General features: G+C 41.7%; 14 protein-coding genes and 1 tRNA gene. 9 read left to right on the forward strand and 6 right to left on the reverse strand.

Annotated elements, in window-relative coordinates:
- The first annotated feature begins 84 nt into the window (after positions 1 to 84).
- A complete protein-coding gene (locus ABIB50_RS02935) occupies positions 85 to 1,470 on the forward strand; it encodes an OmpA family protein (protein WP_429377121.1) in 1,386 nt (461 codons plus the stop codon).
- Between the two features lie 94 nt (positions 1,471 to 1,564).
- Here ABIB50_RS02935 and ABIB50_RS02940 read toward each other — a convergent pair whose 3' ends face one another.
- Complete coding sequence (locus tag ABIB50_RS02940) at positions 1,565 to 2,746, reverse strand: AIR synthase related protein (protein WP_429377122.1); 1,182 nt, start codon at positions 2,744 to 2,746, stop codon at positions 1,565 to 1,567.
- A gap of 61 nt (positions 2,747 to 2,807) precedes the next feature.
- A complete protein-coding gene (locus ABIB50_RS02945; RefSeq protein ID WP_429377123.1) occupies positions 2,808 to 4,982 on the reverse strand; it encodes a glutamine synthetase III in 2,175 nt (724 codons plus the stop codon).
- A 560-nt stretch (positions 4,983 to 5,542) separates the two neighbouring features.
- Here ABIB50_RS02945 and ABIB50_RS02950 point away from each other — a divergent pair.
- From ABIB50_RS02950 to ABIB50_RS02980, 7 genes are all read left to right on the forward strand, one after another.
- Positions 5,543 to 7,150: an ammonium transporter gene (locus ABIB50_RS02950; protein WP_429377125.1), complete on the forward strand. Its 1,608-nt coding sequence runs from the start codon at positions 5,543 to 5,545 to the stop codon at positions 7,148 to 7,150.
- Positions 7,151 to 7,339: 189 nt separating this feature from the next.
- Positions 7,340 to 8,425 (forward strand): porin, encoded by a 1,086-nt coding sequence (locus tag ABIB50_RS02955; protein ID WP_429377126.1) that lies wholly within the window; start codon positions 7,340 to 7,342, stop codon positions 8,423 to 8,425.
- 260 nt (positions 8,426 to 8,685) lie between these two features.
- Positions 8,686 to 9,513: an energy transducer TonB gene (locus tag ABIB50_RS02960; protein ID WP_429377128.1), complete on the forward strand. Its 828-nt coding sequence runs from the start codon at positions 8,686 to 8,688 to the stop codon at positions 9,511 to 9,513.
- 145 nt (positions 9,514 to 9,658) lie between these two features.
- Positions 9,659 to 11,884, forward strand: a complete 2,226-nt coding sequence (gene purL, locus ABIB50_RS02965) for a phosphoribosylformylglycinamidine synthase subunit PurL (RefSeq protein ID WP_429377129.1) — start codon at positions 9,659 to 9,661, stop codon at positions 11,882 to 11,884.
- 48 nt (positions 11,885 to 11,932) lie between these two features.
- On the forward strand, positions 11,933 to 12,322 hold the full coding sequence (gene gloA2, locus ABIB50_RS02970) for an SMU1112c/YaeR family gloxylase I-like metalloprotein (protein ID WP_429377131.1): 390 nt from the start codon (positions 11,933 to 11,935) through the stop codon (positions 12,320 to 12,322).
- 122 nt (positions 12,323 to 12,444) lie between these two features.
- The gene (locus ABIB50_RS02975; protein ID WP_429377133.1) at positions 12,445 to 13,149 is read left to right on the forward strand and encodes a tRNA1(Val) (adenine(37)-N6)-methyltransferase; all 705 of its coding nucleotides are present in this window, start codon (positions 12,445 to 12,447) and stop codon (positions 13,147 to 13,149) included.
- Complete coding sequence (locus ABIB50_RS02980) at positions 13,150 to 13,644, forward strand: metallophosphoesterase family protein (RefSeq protein WP_429377135.1); 495 nt, start codon at positions 13,150 to 13,152, stop codon at positions 13,642 to 13,644.
- Positions 13,645 to 13,884: 240 nt separating this feature from the next.
- Here the strand turns inward: ABIB50_RS02980 and rnhA are convergent, their stop codons facing one another.
- Together rnhA and ABIB50_RS02990 are read right to left on the reverse strand one after the other, a co-directional pair.
- Positions 13,885 to 14,355 carry a ribonuclease HI gene (gene rnhA / locus ABIB50_RS02985; protein ID WP_429377136.1) on the reverse strand — a complete coding sequence of 157 codons (471 nt, stop codon included), beginning with the start codon at positions 14,353 to 14,355 and terminating at the stop codon, positions 13,885 to 13,887.
- A 92-nt stretch (positions 14,356 to 14,447) separates the two neighbouring features.
- On the reverse strand, positions 14,448 to 16,541 hold the full coding sequence (locus ABIB50_RS02990) for a heavy metal translocating P-type ATPase (protein ID WP_429377138.1): 2,094 nt from the start codon (positions 16,539 to 16,541) through the stop codon (positions 14,448 to 14,450).
- A 108-nt stretch (positions 16,542 to 16,649) separates the two neighbouring features.
- On the opposite strand from ABIB50_RS02990, the gene ABIB50_RS02995 reads away from it, so the two are divergent.
- Positions 16,650 to 16,728 (forward strand) — tRNA-His (locus ABIB50_RS02995).
- A 69-nt stretch (positions 16,729 to 16,797) separates the two neighbouring features.
- On the opposite strand, the gene ABIB50_RS03000 is transcribed toward ABIB50_RS02995, so the two are convergent.
- Entirely contained in the window at positions 16,798 to 17,916 is a 1,119-nt protein-coding gene (locus tag ABIB50_RS03000; RefSeq protein ID WP_429377140.1) for a zinc finger domain-containing protein, read from the reverse strand.
- A 23-nt stretch (positions 17,917 to 17,939) separates the two neighbouring features.
- Positions 17,940 to 19,046 carry an SPFH domain-containing protein gene (locus ABIB50_RS03005; protein WP_429377142.1) on the reverse strand — a complete coding sequence of 369 codons (1,107 nt, stop codon included), beginning with the start codon at positions 19,044 to 19,046 and terminating at the stop codon, positions 17,940 to 17,942.
- Positions 19,047 to 19,182: the final 136 nt, after the last annotated feature.

A 19,182-nucleotide genomic window follows, 5' to 3' on the forward strand; every position in this document is an offset into this window, starting at 1 on the left:
TGTAGCAGTTTTAGTTTGTGGCACCGCAATTGTCTATACAGGGTAACTTACCCTTATTAGGCAAGATCAACTAAAACAACAATTATGAAAACAAATTTTAAAAAAGCCGCTCTTATGATGACAGGTGTTCTGTTAGGCGGTAGTGTATTAGCCCAAACTTCTGACACAGGGAGCAGTGAATATGTTAAGCCCTTCTCGGGTGTTGCTGCTTATAACACATGGTCTATCGGTGTTAATGCCGGTTTACCATCATTAATATTAGCAACCGGTGGACATAATGGTTTTGACCATTGGGAGCCAACCTTAGGTTATGGTCTTTCAATCAGAAAACAATTAGTTCATTCTTTGGGTTTGCAACTTGATTACAACGGCGGTACGGTAAAAGGAGGTGTTTCTTCTAATGTACCTTTTATTACTAATATAAACGGCAATCGTTATAAAGCGTTCAGCACCAAATTTAACCAGGTGGCATTAAGCGGCGTGTTTAACTTTGCTACAGTTGATTATTTACGTCGTAAAAACGCCGTGCAATTTTTCTTAAATGCAGGTTTGGGCGTAGTATATTACGAGCCTACCGTTACTGGTTACACCGATAGCAATTTCCCTACAGCATCAACTTCTTCGTTCAAATCATCTGCTTTGGTTATGCCATTAGGTGCAGGTGTGAAATTCAGAGTTAGCGATGGGGTTGCTATTAACTTAGGTTATAATGAAAACTTTATTGACGCAAGCAGCTTTAACGGCGCTAATCAATATCCTAAAACCAGCCATTACTCATATGGTTATGGTGGCATCGAGTTTTCTTTGGGAGGCAAATCAAAACCACACTTACAGTGGGCTAACCCAATCGCTTCTATCCAAAACGAATATTTAACTGAAGAAGCAAGGTTGCAACGTCAGATCGACGCTCAAAAAGCAGCAAATGATCAGCTTAGAGCGGATATGGCTACAGCTGCCGCCAATATGGCCAAATACACTACTGATAGTGATGGTGATGGTGTATCTGACTTTTTTGATAAATGCCCTGGTACGCCGTCTGGTGTAAAAGTTGATGGCGCAGGATGTCCGCTTCCGGTAGCTGCAACACCACCGACACCTATTACTAAAGTTTTTATAACCGAAGAAGATAGGAAAATAGTTAGAGAAGCTATCCGCAACCTTGAATTTGACTTTGGTAAAGCTACTATCCGTGCACATTCATTCCCAAGCTTAAACAGGGTTTCTCAATTATTAATTGATAAAAACTTCAGCTTAAAATTAGCCGGTCACACAGATAACGTTGGATCAAACGACGCTAACATGAAATTATCTAAAGAACGTGCCGAATCAGTTAAAAACTACCTTATAGATAAAGGTGCTAATGCATCACGAATTGAAGCTACAGGTTATGGCGAAACTCAACCAATTGCAACCAATAAAACTGCAAAAGGTCGTCAACAAAACCGTCGTGTAGAGTTTACATTGTTTTAAACTCAACTAATAACTTTTAAAACAGAAAACCCGGCTATATGCCGGGTTTTCTGTTTTATGATAAATTAATCTCTAATTACCAATCACTAATCCCCTAATTATAAACAAATTCGCCAAATTCAGAGCGTACAGTAACCTGTTTCTGCTGGGCAGCTTCAACGTGACCAATAATTTGCGCTTCTACGCCGAAACTTTGTGATATTTTTATCAGGTCAGCGGCAATTTCCTCTGGTACATACAGCTCCATACGGTGGCCCATATTAAACACTTTATACATTTCCTGCCAGCTGGTTTTTGATTCTTCCTGTATCAGCTTAAATAACGGAGGGATAGGGAAGAGGTTATCTTTAATGATATGTAAGCCATCAACAAAATGCAATACCTTGGTTTGTGCCCCGCCGCTGCAATGCACCATCCCGTTTATTTGGCTCCGGTACTGATCTAATATTTGTTTGATAATAGGTGCGTAAGTACGGGTTGCTGATAATACCAGTTTGCCTGCATTAACAGACCGCCCATTACCTATATCAATAGCGTCAGTAAGTAATTTTGTACCTGAGAATATCAATTCGTAAGGAATAGCGGCGTCATAAGCTTCCGGATATTTATCGGCTATGGTTTTATTGAAAACATCATGGCGGGCAGATGTCAACCCGTTCGATCCCATGCCGCCATTATACTCGCTTTCATAATTTGCCTGCCCGTATGATGCCAACCCTACAATAACATCGCCGGGTTTGATCCTGTCATTTGATATCACCTCGCTGCGCTTCATCCGGCAGGTAACTGTCGAATCAACAATGATAGTGCGCACCAGGTCGCCCACATCAGCAGTTTCACCACCGGTTGAATAGATGCCTATTCCGGCAGCTCTCAATTCGGCTAATATTTCTTCGGTACCATTAATAATGGCAGCAATTACTTCGCCCGGTATCAGGTTTTTATTTCTGCCGATGGTAGAAGATAACAGGATATTATCTATAGCGCCCACACAAAGCAGGTCATCAAGGTTCATAATGATAGCATCCTGCGCTATGCCGCGCCATACAGATATATCGCCGGTCTCTTTCCAGTAAGTGTATGCTAATGATGATTTTGTACCCGCGCCGTCGGCATGCATAATGTTGCAACACTCTGGGTCGTTGGTTAAAATATCAGGTACTATTTTGCAGAATGCTTTAGGGAAAATGCCCTTGTCAATATTCTTTATAGCGTTGTGTACATCGTCTTTTGAGGCCGACACGCCCCGTTGATCATATCTTTGCGAAGAAACCATGCGGCAAATATAGGTTTTATAATAAAAAAAGCCTTCCGGATTTCTCAGGAAGGCTTGATTGCTATTTAATAAATAGTAATTCTCTGAATTTTGGCAGCGGCCACAACGAGTCGTCAACCAATTGCTCCAACTTGTCTACATGGTAACGTATTGGCTGAAAGTATGATTTTACCTTTTCATCATAAGTAATAGCTTTTTCGCGCAGATCCTCAATATCGTTTGCCTTTTTACGCTCGGCTACCATTTTGTCGCAATTCTCTTTGATGAAGTTAATGTGCTCGGCAATCTTGTTAATAATATCCAATTGTACCTGGTACGATGATTTGTCTAAACCAAGGTCTTTCAAGCCTTTGGCGTTTTCAATAAGCTTGCTCTGGTAATCAATTGCCGATGGGATAATTACGTTCATCACCAATTCGCCAATAACCCGCGCCTCTATTTGTAATTTTTTATAAAAGGCTTCTAATAGTATTTCATGGCGGGCATGTGCTTCGCGTTTGGTGAAGACAGCATTTTCAGCATATAATATTTCAGATTTCTCTGATATAAATGCGTCAAGGGCCTTTGGTGTGGTTTTAAAGTTTGATAAACCACGCGCTGCAGCTTCTTTTTCCCATTCTTCGCTATAACCATTTCCTTCAAAACGGATGCTTTTTGATTCTTTGATGTATTTTTTGATGATCATTAATAAAGCGACATCTTTCTTTTCACCTTTCTTTAATAATTTATCTACATCATACTTGAACTTTTTAAGCTGATCGGCAACTATCAGGTTAAGGATAGTCATCGGACTGGCCGAATTAGCCGACGAACCAACCGCGCGCAACTCAAATTTATTACCCGTAAATGCAAATGGCGATGTACGGTTACGGTCGGTATTGTCTTTTAATATTTGGGGGATCTTAGGGATGCCCTGCCATAATAAAGCTTCGTCCTTAATTTTTTTGCTGATGCGGGAAGTTTCTATCTCATCCAAGAGCTCACTTAGCTGGGTACCCAGGAATATAGATATAATTGCAGGCGGGGCCTCGTTGGCGCCCAAACGGTGATCGTTGTTTACTGATGCGATAGACGCTCTTAACAGATCGGCATGCTCATATACAGCTTTAATAGTATTTACAAAAAACGTAAGGAACATTAAGTTGTTCTTAGGCGTTTTGCCCGGCGATAATAAGTTTTTACCGGTGTTGGTGATCATTGACCAGTTATTGTGCTTGCCAGAGCCGTTAATACCGGCATAAGGTTTCTCGTGCAGTAACACCTTAAAGTTATGGCGCTTGGCTACACGGTCCATCAGGTCCATTAATAATTGATTGTGGTCGATAGCCAGGTTAATTTCCTCATAAATAGGGGCACACTCAAATTGTGATGGTGCAACCTCGTTATGGCGTGTCTTTAATGGGATCCCTAATAATAAGGCCTCGGTTTCCATATCCTGCATAAACGCGTATACGCGCTCAGGTATTGAGCCAAAGTAATGGTCTTCTAACTGCTGATTTTTGGCAGACATGTGGCCAAATAAGGTGCGGCCAGTCAAGTGCAAGTCAGGGCGTGCATTAAATAAGGCGATATCAACCAAAAAATATTCCTGCTCAATACCTAATGAAGCATTTACTTTTTCAATGCCTTTATCAAAATAATGGCAAACATCTACAGCCGCTTTATCTAAAGCGCTAACCGCTTTTAGCAAGGGTACCTTATAGTCAAGCGCTTCGCCGGTGTATGATACAAATACTGTTGGGATACATAAAGTGCGTGCCATCAAAAACGCAGGCGAAGAAGGATCCCATGCAGTATAACCCCGTGCTTCAAAAGTATTACGTATACCGCCACTTGGGAAACTTGAAGCATCAGGCTCCTGTTGTGCCAGCGCATCTCCAGAGAATACCTCTATCGCGCCACCATCGGCAGTAGGCTCAAAAAAGGAGTCGTGCTTTTCGGCAGTAGTGCCGGTAAGTGGCTGGAACCAGTGCGTATAATGGGTAGCGCCTTTACTTAAGGCCCATGATTTCATGGCTGTAGCAACCTGCTCTGCCATATCCCGGGGTATGGGTTCGCCTTTTTCTATAGAGTTAACTATGCTATTATAAGCCTCTTTTGAAAGAAGCTCCTTCATTTTCTTGATATCGAACACATTTGCTCCATAAAAGTCAGAAATTTTTGAAGACGGGAACTTTACTTCAGGAATTGTACGGGTTAATACCGCCTGTAGGGCTTGAAAACGAATATTAGGCATGATTTGCGTTTTATTTTGATGGTTTACATCAAAAATAGAATTATACTTTAAAATAAAGGGTAATTATTAAAGGAATTATAAAAGATTAATGTTTTTTAAAGATTTTTTTATTTGAAGGTTGTTTTTTAATAATTATCACCGGCTATTTGCGCTTTTTGTAATTTTTTATGATGAAAAAGTGAGTTTGCTTAATAATTATCATTTATTTATTGATAAAAGTGATACTAAATCATGAAAATAATGATAAAATCAAATAAATTAATGTTAAATAATTGTGTAAATTATATTACTTATAGTTTTTCAATTAAAAATTATTTAAAAAACGCATAAAATAGACTACTAAATTTATATATTTTGTAATAATTGCAGTTTTAATGCAATTATTTTAATCAAACTATTGTTTTTAATAAAATTCGTACATATTTTTATGAAAATATTAACAAACTGATATTTCAACAACGAGAATGTTAATATTTAACCCAAAAACTTGCAACAACGCTTACTATAATATATTAAAAACAAAATCACATTTAACTAATTCGCAAAAATCAACAACCAAAATGAAAGTAAAACAACCAAAATTCACCCTGCTCACTGCATTCCGCGGACTGACAAGGGAGAAATGGGCGCTGGGGGCGACCATATTAACTGGAAAAATGATTGGCTTAGGCTTAGTAATAGCAGCAATGTTTACTATCCCCGGATTATTACCTACAGCAGCCCACGCCGCTGACGCCGCAAAACCAACTGATATTGAAACTTCAATTATGAATTCAATAAATACAGTTTGGACATTGGTTGCCGCATTTTTGGTTTTTGGTATGCAAGCCGGATTTGTAATGCTTGAAGCCGGTTTCGCGCGTAAAAGAGAAACAGTTAACGTTTTAATGGAATGTATATATGATACCTGCCTTTGCGGTATCTTATTCTACGCAGTTGGTTACGCATTTATGTTTGGCCATGGTAACGGATTTATAGGATGGGGTGGAGCAGATGGTAAAAACTGGTTCTTCTTACAGAATACGCCTGCTACTTACGAAGCCTACGGAGTTCCGATCCTGGCACACTGGATCTTCCAATATGCTTTTGCTGATACCTGCTCAACTATTGTATCTGGTGCAATGATCGGTCGTACAAGCTTCCGTGGCGATATCCTTTACAGTATAGGTATTACCGGATTCATCTATCCAATAATAGGCCACTGGGCCTGGGGACCTGATGGTTTCTTAGTAACAATGGGTACACCAACCGGTTTCTTACCAGGATTAGGCCAGGGCTTCCGCGATTTTGCAGGCTCAACAGTAGTGCACACTATTGGTGGTGTAGCTTCATTGGCCGGTGCAATTGTATTAGGCCCGCGTTTAGGCAGAATATTTGCCCGCGACGATAAAGAAAAAGGAGGAATGCCACCGGGACACAATATGGCATTAGCTGCTATTGGTACTTTTATTCTTTGGTTTGGCTGGTACGGTTTTAACCCTGGTAGTACATTATCAGGTATGGATGTACAAGGTATAGGCCGCGTTGCTGCCAATACAACTCTTGCAGCCTGCGCCGGCGGTATGATGGCTATGTTAGCCGGATTATGGTGGGGCCCTACAAAAGGCAAATTTGATTTAGGTTATACCTTAAATGGTTTATTAGGTGGTTTGGTTGCTATTACCTGCCCTTGCTACTGGGTTAGCCCGCTCGGCGCGCTTGCATTGGGTGCTATTGCCGGTTTCTTAGTATATGCAGCAATGAACTTTATCGAGTGGTTACGTATTGACGATCCGGTTGGTGCAGTATCTGTACATGGTTTTTGCGGTATCTGGGGTACCTTATCATTAGGTTTATTCGCTTCGGGCCAATATGGTGTAACCGGTGTTGCCGGTCCGGATAACAGCGCACCTGTAACAGGTTTATTTTATGGTGGCGGTGCAAGTGTATTAGAAGCACAGGCTATAGGAACTTTTACTATCGCTATCGCAACGTTTGTGGTTGCAATTACCATGATGTATATCATTAACAAATTGCCTAACCCATGGAGATTACGTGTTGAAGAACATGGCGAGCTTGGTGTAGGTGGTATAGATATGTTTGATCACGGTATTGATGTTTACCCGGTAACAGAAGATGATATCAGCTTAAGCGGCCTTTTTGATAAAGGAACTAAAGTAACTGCTTAAGACTTATAAAATAGATGATCCCTGTACGGCTGATGATGCCAGTATGTACCGGCCGTACAGGGATTATTATGCTAATGAAGAATAAGATGTTAGTGCATTAAAGCGAAGAAAATATATAAAGTAAACACAATAATAATTAACTATTAAACACGCAACAATTTATCAATTAAACACTTATCAAATTAAATCATGAAAAAATTATTACTTTTATTACTTAGTGTATCTGCATTTAGCCTGGCATCAAAAGCGCAGGATACGGTTAAAACTACAGGTGATGCTCCCCTTGTAATCTGGGGTTCGGTAGATGCTTATTACAAGTATGACTTTTCAAAACATGCAAATATCCAAACATCTTTTGCATCCGATCAAAATTCAATGTCAATTGGTATGTTGGATCTGGGCGTTAAGAAAAAAGTTGGAAAAGCTTCATTTGTAGGCGAGCTGTCTTTCGGTCCGAGAGGTCAATACCAGTCAATACCTAATGGCGATGGTACTGCGGCAAATGCTGGCAATACATTTAATATCCAAAACTTATATGTATCATATGATGTAACTGATAAGTTTAGCTTAACTGCAGGGTATATGGCAACGTTTGTTGGTTATGAAGTAATTAGCCCGGTAGGTAACTTTAACTACTCAACCTCCTATTTATTTAGTGCAGGTCCGTTCCAAAATGCAGGCTTTAAGGCAACTTATGTGTTTTCTGACAAAGTAAGTTTAATGGCCGGAGTTTTTAACGATAACTGGAATACTTATACTGCTAACTCTGCTACGCCGGAAGTATCTACTTTTGGTGCGCAATTAATGGTTGCCCCGGTTAAAGGCTGGACAGCATATATCAACTTTGCTTCTGGAAAATACTCAGGAACTATCATTGATTTAACAACTGCTTATCAAATCACTGATGCGTTTAAATTAGGCTTAAACGCAGCCAGCAAATCTGGTATGGGCGCAGTTAATTATGAAGGTGTTGCTTTATATCCACAATTGGCTGTATCTAAATCAGTTACATTTGGCATAAGAGAAGAGTACTTTAAAGTTAAGGCCGGCCAAGGAAGTGGAACCCCATTTGTACCACTTGTTGACATTGGTGTAACTTCAGGTAACTCTGTAATGGCTACTACTATCACTGCAAGCATTAAATCAGGGCCGCTAACCTTTATTCCAGAGGTTAGATTTGATAACACTAAAAACATAGATTTATTTACTGATAGCAAAGGTGCCGGAACTAAATCAGCTTCTCAATTTTTGTTAGCTGCTGTTTATGCATTCTAATTAATAAGTTCATAGAATTGTTTAAAAAAGGAGCTGTCCCGACAAAATCGGGGCAGTTTTTTTTGTTTAAGGGATTTCCCGGTAAAATACAATTGAAATATTGTTGCATTAATTATAAAAAATTTAAAGATAAACTGGTGTGATATTGCTTTAATAAAAATAATAATACAATACCGTTGCAATAATTATAAAAAGCAACTTTGTTGCAACAATTAATATTTGGTAAGCGTTAATATAGCATAACTTAAATTTTAACCATTATGCTTATCTCAAACTTTAATTTGTGCAAGTCCGAGTGGCTCGAACTTGTATTTGAAAAACGTAACAAAGAATATGGCGCTTATTACATCAGGCAGCACTATGCCGATACCTTAGTTAAAGCCATGCTAATTGCTTTTGCTACCATGATAACCGCGATTGCTGTAACCGGTGTTTTGATCAGGGTGAAACCAATAACCGAAAGATATATTCCGGTTGATCTTGAAAAGGTCTTCCAACTGCCACCACCGGCGAAGGTAGAACCACCCAAACCAAAAATTGAACAACCAAAGGCTGAAGCTCCTAAACCATCGGCACCAATTAAAATGGTGCAATCTTTTCCGCCTGTTGTTACCGAAAATGCACCTGATATTGATTTGCCTAAAATTGATGATCACGCTGCCGTTGGCCCGGTTACTGTAAAAAACGGAGCTGATGGACAAAATGCAGATCAGGGGACTGCTGATAAAGGTGGAACCGGGTTGGGTGTTGGTACAGCAGAATCGCCCGATAAAGAAGTCTTAATAGCCGAAATTATGCCACAGCCTGTTGGCGGGACAAGTACCTGGACAAAGTTTTTACAAAGTACCATGCGCTATCCGCGCGTGGCATTAGAAAACGAAGTGAGCGGAAGAGTGATGGTAGGTTTTATAGTGGAAAAGGATGGACACTTATCAAACATTCATGTTGAGCGCGGGCCGGGTTATGGTATGGACGAGGAAGCGGCACGTGTGTTAAAATTAGCTAAACCCTGGACACCGGGCATGCAAAACGGCAGACCTGTGCGTGTAAAACTAACGTTGCCGGTTAATTTTACTTTCAGCGAATAGCTTTTTAAGCTAAAGGCAGAAAGACTAAGGCTAAAAGCAAGGTAAATATATTGGTTTCAATAATATGCTTAGCATTCTGCTTTAGTCTTTCAGCTTTTAGCTTTTTTACCTACTTTTGGGCATCCTTTCAAAAAAACATACAACATTGGAGACCCAAGAACTTACCACCGTTGAAACAGCCAAAGATTTAGGCTTATTACCCGCCGAATACGATCGAATATTAGAAATAATGGGCCGCGTACCCAACTTTACCGAGCTATCTATATTCTCTGTAATGTGGAGCGAGCACTGCTCATACAAAAACTCAATTACCTGGTTAAAAACTTTACCAAAAGACAGTCCGCGTATGCTGGCTAAAGCCGGCGAAGAAAATGCAGGCCTGGTTGACTTAGGTGACGGCATTGGCTGTGCATTTAAGATAGAATCACATAACCACCCATCAGCGTTAGAGCCTTACCAGGGCGCTGCCACCGGTGTGGGCGGTATTAACCGGGATATTTTTACTATGGGTGCAAGGCCCATCGCGCAGCTAAACTCACTGCGTTTTGGCGATATTAAACTGGATAAAACCAAGTGGTTAATTAAAGGTGTTGTTAAGGGCATCAGCCACTACGGTAATGCCTTTGGTATACCAACTGTTGGCGGCGAGTTGTTTTTTGACGATTGCTACAATGTTAATCCTTTAGTTAACGCTTTCTCGGCCGGTATTGTTAAGGCCGGCGAAACCGTATCAGCAACATCATACGGTGTTGGTAACCCGGTTTATATCGTAGGTTCGGCAACGGGTAAAGACGGGATCCATGGCGCGGCGTTCGCATCAAAAAATATTACCGAAGATTCTGTTAACGATTTACCGGCTGTACAGGTGGGCGACCCGTTTCAGGAGAAATTGTTATTGGAAGCTACTTTAGAAGTTATTAAAACCGGTGCCGTTGTTGGTATGCAGGATATGGGCGCGGCAGGTATTATCTGCTCAAACTCTGAGATGTCGGCCAAAGGCGAGCATGGTATGAAGATAAATCTTGATGCGGTACCAACCCGCCAGGATAACATGAAACCATTTGAGATCCTGTTGTCAGAATCTCAGGAGCGGATGCTGATCGTAGTACACAAGGGCCGCGAAAAAGAAGTTGAAGCCGTTTTTGATAAATGGGATTTGAACTGCGCCATCATAGGCGAGGTTACCGATACCAAACGCCTGGAATACTACGCAGGTGGCGTATTAGTTGCTGACGTACCTGCTGATGATTTGGTATTGGGCGGCGGCGCACCGGTTTACGAGCGCGAATACCGCGAGCCTGCTTACTTTGCAGAGAATCAAAAATTTAAAATAGAAGACGTGCCTGAGCCGGCTAATTTATTAGACGTGGCAGAGCATTTAATATCGCATCCAAACATCGCTTCAAAACGCTGGGTCAGCGATCAGTATGATTCGATGGTGGGAGTGTCTACCATGACCACCAACCGCCCGTGTGACGCGGCTGTGGTAAACGTTATTGGTACCGATAAAGCCATTGTTATAACAGTTGATTGTAACTCGCGTTACGTATATGCCGATCCGCAGAAAGGTACGGCTATAGCCGTTGCCGAAGCTGCACGTAATATTACCTGCGCCGGCGGTGAACCGGTTGCAATAACCAATTGCTTAAACTTTGGTAACCCATACGTTCCTGAAGTTTACTGGCAGTTTGTTGGCGCTATAAAAGGTATGGGCGAAGCTTGTGCTAAGTTTGAAACCCCGGTTACCGGTGGTAACGTAAGTTTCTACAACCAATCTACCGACGACGGCCCGGTATTCCCGACACCAACCATTGGTATGTTAGGGGTGATGGACGATATCAGCAATATCATGACATCAGACTTTAAACAGCCTGATGACCTGGTTTACTTAATTGGCGAATCTGTTAATGATATCGCATCGTCACAATACTTAGCTTCCTACCATAAAATATTGGCTGCACCGGCACCGCATTTTGATATCGATAAAGAATACGATATGCACCAGGTAGTTAAAGAGCTGATCAAACATAAAATGATCCAGTCGGCCCATGATGTTGCTGACGGCGGCTTGTTTATTACTCTAATTGAATCGGCTCTGCCAAATGGTTTGGGCTTTGATATCGTGTCAGACGGTTCTGTCCGTAAAGATGCTTTCCTGTTTGGCGAAGCGCAAGGCAGGGTAGTGGTAAGTGTAGCCCCGGCCGATCAGGAGCGCTTTATAGAGCTAATGGCTACCAGCGAAGTTGAATTTAGTTTACTGGGTACGGTTACTCATCTTGGTAATTTAAGTATCGATGAAGAACCATTCGGTAACATTACCGACGTCAAACTGGTTTACGATAACGTATTGCACGCCATATTGGGAGACTAAGCCCCCCTCTAAATCTCCCCCGGTAGGGGAGACTTTTTGAATTAAAGTATGTTAAAGATAAACCGGGTACACCATATTGCTATAATTTGCGCTGATTACGAACGGTCGAAGCACTTTTATACGCAGATACTCGGGTTTAAAATACTCCAGGAGAACTATCGCGCGGAGCGCAAATCATATAAGCTTGATCTGGAAGTGGGCAACCTCTACCAGATCGAGCTTTTTTCTTTTCCCGACCCAACACCAAGGCCATCGCGTCCCGAAGCTGCCGGCCTGCGTCATTTAGCTTTCGAAGTGGATAATATTGATGATGCCGCAGCAGCTATAACAGCCGATGGTGTAATTGTCGAGCCGATCCGCATAGATGAATTTACGGGCAAGCGTTTTACCTTTTTTGCTGATCCGGATGGATTGCCTATTGAGTTTTACGAGAAGTAGAGCTTTTTTGTCATCCTGAGCGATAGCGAAGGATCTGCGAACTGTGCCTGCAAACTAAACATACGCCGCTTGGCAGATGCTTCGTTCCTCAGCATGACAAACTTATATGCTATCTTCACCTAATGTTCCGCTTCAAACAATTTAATGTAGACCAAACCGGGTGCGCCATGAAGATCAATACCGACGGCGTGCTGTTGGGTGCTTTAGCGGACGCAGATCAACCCAAAACTATATTAGATATTGGCACCGGTACAGGGGTAATTGCGCTAATGCTGGCGCAACGCTTCGCCGATGCGAAGATTGATGCGGTTGAAATAGATGAACCCGCTTCAGCAACTGCCGGGCACAATTTTGCAGGCTCGCCATTTGCAGATAGATTGAATTTATATGCGGATAGCTTTGAAAGTTACTTAAATAACCATCCCGGCAGGAAATACGACCTGATAGTTTCTAACCCGCCGTTCTACATTAACTCGCTGGAATCGCCCGGAGCCAAAAAGAGTTTAGCTAAACATACTGACCAGCAATTTTTTGAAACACTAATAGAAACTGTAGCTAAACACCTGGTAACAATTGGTAGTTTTTGGGTGATATTGCCCTTAGAAACTGCGCAGTTGGTAAAGGGCTTAAGTTCAAAACATGGATTAACTATTAAAAAAGTTATCAATGTATTATCCTATCCTGATTCAGAACCTCACCGTGAAATTTTAGTTTTAACTTTGAACGGTGAGAGAGAAGCTGATGAGCAATTTGTTATTTATGCTGAACCAAAGATATATTCGGAACGGTATGAGCAAGTATTAAAACCATTTTTTACGATATTTTAAATGACCCGCATAGGCCTTATATCTGACACTCACAGCTACCTTGACGATGCCGTATTCAAACATTTTGAAAACTGCGACGAGGTATGGCATGCCGGCGATTTTGGGAATATTGAATTGGTAGATAAGCTGGCCGCTTTTAAACCTTTACGCGGCGTTTATGGCAATATTGATGGTAAAGAGATCCGCCAAACTTACTCTGAAAACCTGCGGTTTAAATGCGAAGATATGGCTGTTTGGATGACACATATTGGTGGTTATCCGGATAGATACGATATGCGGATAAGAGCCGAAATCTATGCTGATCCGCCGCAGTTATTCATCTCGGGCCACTCGCATATTTTAAAAGTGATCTATGATAAAAAGATCAATTGTCTGCACCTAAACCCCGGCGCTGCGGGTAAGCAGGGCTGGCAAAAAGTGCGCACCCTAATGCGGTTTAATATTGAGGGAAATAAGATTCAGGATTTGCAGGTAATAGAACTGAGCAGTAAATAACAATACCTAAGATACTTAGGCGTGTTTCACTCGAAGTGTTTCACAAAAATTTTAAATGCGACCTGAAATTTATGTAATATCCTAATTAATAGATATTTATGGATTTTATCTAAACTATTACTACTGTTGCAAAGTGTTTCACCCGGTTTTAGGTAACAATCTTATTTACAATAACTTACAATCAAATAAGTGTTTCAGGTGTTTCAAAGTGTTTCATTTTTTAGTGAAACACTAAGCGGATTAAAACATATTTGTTTTTGCTGCTTCCATCTCGAAAACAGTGTCGATCAACAGCTCCCTTTGCTTACCGGCAGCTACCGCCAGTTCATCGCAGCGCTCGTTCTCCGGGTGGCCGTTATGCCCGCGCACCCATGTAAATTTGATATTATGCAGCTTGCTGATATCGAGGTAACGCAGCCAAAGGTCCTTATTCTTTTTATCCTTAAAGCCCTTTTGCAGCCAGCCGTAAACCCAGCGCTTTTCTATCGAGTCAATAACATATTTAGAATCAGAGAAGATCATCACATCCTGGTTGGGCTTGGTGATGGCCTCCAGTCCTTTTATAACCGCCAACAACTCCATACGGTTATTGGTGGTTTTGCGGAAACCTTCAGACAGTTCTTTATAATGTTGTCCCGAGCGTAAGATCACCCCATATCCACCCGGACCCGGGTTACCGCTTGATGCACCGTCTGTGTAAATTTCTATCATGCCCCCCAGCCCCCTAAAGGGGGAGCTATTATGGTGGGCTAAAATTAATAATAAAACAGGAAATTATGCTTAATAATTCCCCCTTTAGGGGGTTAGGGGGCTATGCGTTTGCTTTTCAGCCTGATTGAATTACCAATTACCACCACATCCGAGAAAGCCATGGTGAATGCACCTACCATCGGGTTTAAGAAACCTAATGCAGCTATCGGTATCGCAATAATGTTATAAGCAAATGCCCAGAAAAGGTTTTGTTTGATGGTAATTAAAGTATGCTTACTGATCTGCAGGAACTTAACCACCGAGCCAAGGTCGGTATTCAATAAGATAACCCGCGCTGATTGGATAGCTATCTGGCTTGCATCGTTCATGGATACACCTACATCGGCCTTGGTTAGGGCGGGGGCATCGTTAATACCGTCGCCTATCATTACGGTTTTACCTTTTTGTTTATAAATGTCGATGACAGTTAACTTCTCGTCCGGTAGTTTCTCGGCGTGCACTTCATCGATACCTATAGCTTTGGCAACCTTAAGGCAGCGGTTTTTACGATCGCCGCTTAATAATACCGGCACAATGCCCATTGCCTTAAGCTGGCTTACCAACGATGTTGCTTCGGGTTTAATGGTATCATCAATTGCTATCTGTGCCAGCAATACCTGGTTCTTATAAAGCGACAGGTTGAAATCGTTCTCGTTAGCAGTTTTACCGGTACCCAGGAAATAGGTATTGCCATCTACATCCTCGGCGCGCATGCCTAAGCCTTTTTCCTCGGTGGCGCTGCGTAATATCAGCTTGCTTTTAGGCAGATCTTTCAACCCATCCACTAATGACTTAGCTATAGGATGGTTCGAGCGTTCCTCGATAGCCATAATAATGCCGCGGATATGTTCCAGGTCAACGCCATCCTCAACCTTAATATCATTAATGCTGAATTTGCCGGTGGTTAGCGTCCCTGTTTTATCAAAGACTACATATTTGGTGTTGGCAACAGCTTCAATGGTATCGCCGCCTTTAATCAATATACCATTCTTTGCCGCACGGCCCAGGCCGACCATAACAGCGGTAGGCGTAGCCAATCCCATAGCGCACGGGCAGGAGATCACCAGCACCGCTATGGCATTCATTAATGATACCTGCAGGCCCTTATCGCTTAAAAAGTAAGTAGCTACAAACGTTACTACAGCTATTAATATCACGGCAGGTACAAATATAGATGCTACCTTATCGCCCAGCTTTTGTACGGGCGGTTTGGCTGCCTGTGCCTTTTTCATTAATTCAATAATCTGTGACAGGATGGTATTTGAGCCTACCTTGGTAGCAATCATCCGGAAGTTGCCGTTTACCACAATGGTGCCGCCTATAACTTTATCATATTTTTCTTTATCAACCGGTACGCTCTCGCCGGTAAGCATGGCTTCATCAACCGATGCATTGCCTTCTAATATATCACCATCGACAGGGATCTTATCACCATGGTTAACAATTAAGGTATCACCTGCCCGTACATCGCGGGCGTTGATCACCTCAACTGTACCATCAACAATCCTGTTAGCATTTACCTGTTGGAATTTGACAAGGTCCTTTACAGCTGATGTAGTTTGATTTACCGAACGTTTCTCGAAAACGTTACCCAGTAGTACCAGCGTAATAATAGTGGCGCAGGTCTCATAAAACTGGTATTGTTCGCCCAGGTTCTGGATGGTACCCACCAGGCTGTAAACAAAAGCCGAGGTTGAGCCGATGAAGATCAGCACATCCATATTAGGCACACCGCCTTTAACCGAATGAAAAGCGCTTTTACCAAAATGCAGGAAGCCCACAATAAAAACAGGCAGGCATAATAGCAATTGAACCATTGGCATATGCAGTACATGCCACGGGAAAATCATGTGCAAAAGGAGGGGAGCGGTGAATATCACGCAGAAAACAAACTTGTTTTCTACCTTCTCGTAAAATTTTGGTTCATGCAGCGTACCCTCTTCAACTACTTTAAAGCCTAATTGCTCAATGCCTTTAATGATCTCGGGCAGTTGTATTGTACCATTGTTACTGAACTTCACTTCCTCGCCGGCAAAGTCTACCAGGATGTTGTTTAAGCCTTTCTTCTCCAATAATTTATGTATGGATAGGGCGCAGTTATTACAATGCATCCCCGTTACGTTTAATTCTACCAATTGCTCTGCCATAGTGATACAAATTTACTGATACCCAAAGGCTAAACGGGTAAGCCTAATGTAATATTAAAAAAGGCTTTGCATTTAGCCCGAAGATTTTTACATTTGCACTCCCAACACGGTAGATGTAGCTCAGTTGGTTAGAGCATCGGTTTGTGGTACCGAGGGTCGTGGGTTCGAGCCCCATCATTTACCCCCAAAATTAAAAAGGGAAAGATCATTTGATCTTTCCCTTTTTTTTATGCCTCAAATTTGTATTACTTGCTAATTACCTATTTTGAGCATATAACACTATTACAGCTATCAGAATCAAAACAGCCACCACAGCAAAAACAATCTTCCAAACACTTAACGGCCGTTCGCCGATTACTTCACCAGTGCTGGCGTTAATGGTGAACTGATAGATTTTATTGTTATAGTTATAAGCGCTTATCCAAACAGGCAACATTAAGTATTTTATGGCTTTGTTATTGTATTCGGTGTCAGTATTGCCAATCCTTTGCTCGTCGCCGCCTATGTCATTCCTTATTTCAGCATTGATCTTTTCAACAGTTTGCGCAATCGCCAGGTTCAATCCATCCTGCGGATTGATCTGGTAGGTTTCAGACCTGAAGCCGCTCATATAGCGTTCATCAAACTTAACCAGCATATTAAACGCCCAGGGTTCTAACTTATAAAGTGTTTTGCCTGGTAATGATTTACTGGCCGGTACAATCAAATCCCTAAAACCACAATCAACGGTTCCTGATGCACTGCTCCAGCTGGTATGGCGTACTTCGCGGGTACGTGTTTCGCTTTTGCCGTCAACGGTTTCTGTATAAGTTTCTGTGGTATAATAATAATCGCCGCGTTCGCCAACGTAGTCTGTAACCGTATCGGTATCATACGCCCAATGGGGGATGTAGACACCATTTAATATCGATGTGTTGCCACTTACCTTCTTTGCCAGATCATTAGGTGACCACCATAAACCCTTTACCCATTGCTGAAAGAATGAAACAGCTTGCGGTTGTGTTACTGCAAAAGGTAAAACATAATGCGGTGTAACATATTGCTTTCCGCCTTCCAGATCAAGCACCAGTGGCGCTGTGCAAAACGAGCATTTATCTGACGTCACAAATGAATCAAAAACTGTTTGCGAGCCACAGCTTTTGCAAAGTACCGTTTTAACGTCCTTATTTTGTTTCTCGGAGTCTATGCTCTCCACAAAATCATCATAGTCTATCGCCTCAATTGCATGGCTATCACCGGTAGTTGTTATGGCGTTACTTTCACCACAATAATCACACTTTAGGTTATTTGTGCCGGGCGCGAAATGTAATAGCGCTCCGCAACCGGCGCAATTTAGTGTATTGTTTATTGCTGAGATATTGCTAACAGTACTCATATTAGGGTTTAGGTTTGGTTTAATTAAGATAACGGGGGAGGCTCATTGTTAAAGAAATCTGTGATCTCAGGTACAGATGCGGCGGCACCCCATTCGGTCATGCCCTTTTTCCAAACTAATGATTCTTTTGCCAATGTGTTGTTTTTAACCATTGCATTAATATCACTTAAACTATAAGGGCCTTCTGATTTTCCATCTTTAGCAATATGATATTCTGCCGTAGGTATAGATGGTGGATTACCGCCTGGTGAATTTGGATTAAATTGATTTTGCTGAAACACATTACCAACCTGTCCCATCATAGCTGCACCAACACCTAAACCCATACCAGCGGCCCCTAAGTTGCCACCAATGGTATTTTCGGCAGCTTTTTCCATCGCATTAGCAGCCTGGAATTGGGCGTATGCGCCTAGATTGCCGATGATACCCATTTCGCTGCGTTTATCAAGCATCTGCTCAACTTCCGTTGGTAACGAAATGTTCTCGACCAATAGCTTGGTAAGGTTAAGCCCCAGCTCTGCAAAATCAGGTTGGATGCTTTGGCTTATTACCGTACCCATCTCGTTATAATTAGCGGCAAGGTCTAATATGTTTATTTTAGATTGCGCTACCGAGTCCATACCTCTTGATACAATGGTATTACGCAGCTGCTCGTTAATGTTCTCTACAATAAACTCGGGGTTGGTGGCAGATATTTGTTGGAGAAACGTTTTGGCATCCGATACTTTAAAATTGAAAGAGCCAAACGCACGGATCCTTACAGGCCCAAATTCGGCATCGCGAATCATCACCGGGTTTTTAGTACCCCATTTTTGGTTTGTAAACTGGCGGGTACTTACAAAATAAACATCTGCTTTAAATGGGCTGTTAAAGCCATACTTCCAACTCAATAAAGTTGTTAATATAGGCATGTTTTGGGTTTGCAACTCGTAGGTGCCGGGCAAAAATACGTCAGCAATACGGCCCTCATTTATAAAAATTGCGGCTTGCGACTCGCGGACGATAAGTTTGGCACCCATTTTAATAGCGTTATCATTACGCGGGAATTTCCAAACCAATGTATTCTGGGTATTATCAACCCATTCTATTACATCTATAAACTCGTTAATTAAACGATCAAAAAAACTCATATGGTAAAGGTTAAATAAAAACTAAATATGGAAAAAAGTTATGGCATTGCGCTATATACGTTAGATTATTTAATTGACTGTTTGTTACAGTTTAGGCTTTATCAACCCGCTGTAGTAGTCTGCATATAATAATCTT

Source organism: Mucilaginibacter sp. UYCu711, assembly GCF_050433825.1.
In the GTDB taxonomy this organism is placed as follows: domain Bacteria; phylum Bacteroidota; class Bacteroidia; order Sphingobacteriales; family Sphingobacteriaceae; genus Mucilaginibacter.